General features: G+C 72.9%; 2 protein-coding genes. One reads left to right on the top strand and one right to left on the bottom strand.

Annotated elements, in window-relative coordinates; all coding sequences use genetic code 11:
* Window positions 1-81: 81 nt before the first annotated feature.
* The gene (locus ACR807_RS41620; RefSeq protein WP_438927066.1) at window positions 82-2,019 is read right to left on the bottom strand and encodes a hypothetical protein; all 1,938 of its coding nucleotides are present in this window, start codon (window positions 2,017-2,019) and stop codon (window positions 82-84) included.
* Here ACR807_RS41620 and ACR807_RS41615 point away from each other — a divergent pair.
* Entirely contained in the window at window positions 1,948-2,580 is a 633-nt protein-coding gene (locus ACR807_RS41615; protein WP_438927065.1) for a tetratricopeptide repeat protein, read from the top strand. The genes ACR807_RS41620 and ACR807_RS41615 overlap by 72 nt on opposite strands.
* The last annotated feature ends 77 nt before the right edge of the window (window positions 2,581-2,657 follow it).

The following is a 2,657-nucleotide window of genomic DNA, read 5'->3' as shown; positions in this document are numbered from 1 at the left end:
CCCCGAAAGGGCTTGCGGTGGGGGCACAGTCAGATGTGCTTCTAACCGCAAGCCCTTTCGGCGTGTCCACAGTAGGAGGAGTTAGTGTCCAGGTTCGGGGATCGACCCGGCGACCGTCAGCGTGGCCAGGGAGACCGACCGCGCCGATCCGACGATGGTGGCCGTTCCCAGGGAAGTGGCAAGCCGAGCACCGGTGACCGTGACGCTCGTGGGGGCGAGCGTTCCAGCGGTTTCCAGCGTCGGGACGACCGGCCGCGCTACGACAAGCCTCGTGGTGGCGAACGACGGGATGACCGCGGCGGGTTCCGCCGCGATGACAGCAGGGGCGAGCGCCCCCGCTTCGACAAGGACAAGCCGCGCGACGATCGCGGTGGTTACCAGCGCCGGGATGACGACCGAGGCGGCTACCGCCGTGACTCGGCCGACCGGCCGCACACGGATCGGCCGCGTACCGACCGGCCGCACAGCGACCGGCCGCGTACCGATCGCGGTAGCGACGACCGCGGCGGTTACCAGCGACGCGACGACCGCTCCGGTGACCGGGGCGGGTTCCGGCGCGATGACAACAGGGGCGAGCGCCCCCGCTACGACAAGCCGCGCGACGACCGCGGTGGCTACCAGTCCCGCGACAACCGCGGTGGCTACCAGTCCCGTGATGACCGTGGCGGTTACCAGCGCCGGGATGACCGGCCGGGTGGCTTCAAGCGTGACGACCGCTCCGGTGGTGGCGAGCGCCGCGAGTTCCGGCCGCGTGACGACCGCTCCGGGCCGCGCGACGACCGTTCCGGGTCTCGTGGGGACGACCGCGGCGGTTACCAGCGGCGTGATGACCGCGGTGGCGAGCGTTCCGGTGATCGCGGTGGTTACCAGCGTCGGGACGACCGGCCCGGTGGCTTCAGGCGTGACGACCGCTCCGGCGGTGGCGAGCGGCGCGAGTTCCGGCCGCGCGACGACCGGCCTGGTGGTGGGTTCAAGCGTGACGACCGGCCTGGCGGCGGGTTCAAGCGCGATGACCGGCCTGGCGGCTTCAAGCGTGACGACCGGGGCAGTGACCGTGGTGGCTACCAGCGTCGGGACGACCGGTCGGACGACCGCGGCGGGTTCCGCCGTGACGACCGGTCGAGCGACCGCGGTGGCTACCAGCGCCGGGATGACCGTCCGAGTGGGGACCGGGGCGGTTACCCGCGCCGGGACGACCGCTCCACCGACCGGTCCACCGAGCGTTCTGGTGACCGCTCCGGTGATCGTGGTGGTTACCAGCGTCGGGACGACCGGCCCGGTGGCTTCAGGCGTGATGACCGCTCCGGCGGTGGCGAGCGGCGCGAGTTCCGGCCGCGCGACGACCGGCCTGGTGGCGGGTTCAAGCGTGACGACCGGCCTGGCGGCTTCAAGCGTGACGACCGCGGCAGCGACCGCGGCACTGACCGGGGGAGCGACCGGGGCGGTTACCCGCGTCGGGACGACCGGCGTCCGTACGACAAGCCGCGTGACGACCGGCGGGACGATCGGCGTGACGACCGCCGCGATGACCGGCGTGACGATCGTCGGGACGAGCGCAGCCGTGATCGCGCCGCGCGGTTCCAGGACCGGCTCACCCAGACCGACGAGCAGGGCTCCGAGGCGACCGCCGCCGACGTCGAGGCCACCCGGGGCGAGGCTCCCGAGGTCGGGAACGTCGAGCCCGTGGCCACCGAGGTCGCCGAGGTCACCGAGAAGTCGGTGACGGGCGAGGCGGACGAGACCGACGAGGCTGTCGAGGACGAGCCCCGTGGTGAGGGTGCGGAGGATGCGGAGGCCACCGGCGCCGCCGACCCCGACGTCGATGCCGACGCTGAGGATGGCGCTGACGCTGAGAATGGCGTTGACGCTGACGGTGCCGAGGAGTCGCAGGACCGGGTGTTCACCCGTTCCCGCACGCCCGAGCTGCCGCAGGACGCGGACATCTCCGTGCTCGACCCCGAGGTGAAGCAGGAGCTGCGCGGCCTGCCCAAGGGCCTGGCCGAGATCGTGGGACGGCACCTCGCCGCCGCCGGTCTGCTGATCGACAGCGAGCCGGAGCAGGCGTTGGAGCACGCCCGGTACGCGCGGTCGAAGGCGGCTCGGGTGGCGGTGGTGCGCGAGGCGGCCGGGTTGACCGCCTACCACGCCGGCGAGTGGGCCGAGGCGCTGTCGGAGCTGCGGGCGGCGCGGCGCATGTCGCGCGGTGCCGGGCACATCGCGGTCATGGCCGACTGCGAGCGGGCGCTGGGGCGTCCCGAGCGGGCGATCGACCTGGCCCAGGAGGCCCAGGGGCTGCCGCTGTCGGCGGAGGAGGCGGTGGAGCTGCGGATCGTGGCCGCCGGCGCCCGGCGCGACATGGGGCAGCTGGACGCGGCCGTGGTGGCGCTGCAGGGCGACGACCTGGACGAGAAGAAGCGCTTCCCGTGGAGCGCGCGCCTGTTCTACGCCTACGCGGACAACCTGGAGGCGGCCGGGCGCAACGAGGAGGCCGTCAAGTGGTTCCTCAACGCCGCGCAGGCCGACGACGACAACGAGACGGACGCCGCCGAGCGCGCGTTCGACCTCAGCCCGCAGGACTGAACGCAGGACTGAACAACGCAGAACTGGAAACAGGACTGGACGCAGGGGTGAACGCGATCCCGCAGCACTGACGACGC

Source organism: Saccharothrix sabaoui (assembly GCF_051756985.1).
Classification (GTDB): domain Bacteria; phylum Actinomycetota; class Actinomycetes; order Mycobacteriales; family Pseudonocardiaceae; genus Actinosynnema.
The sequence above is the reverse complement of the archived record's forward strand: the minus strand, read 5'-3'. Positions and strand labels throughout refer to the sequence as shown.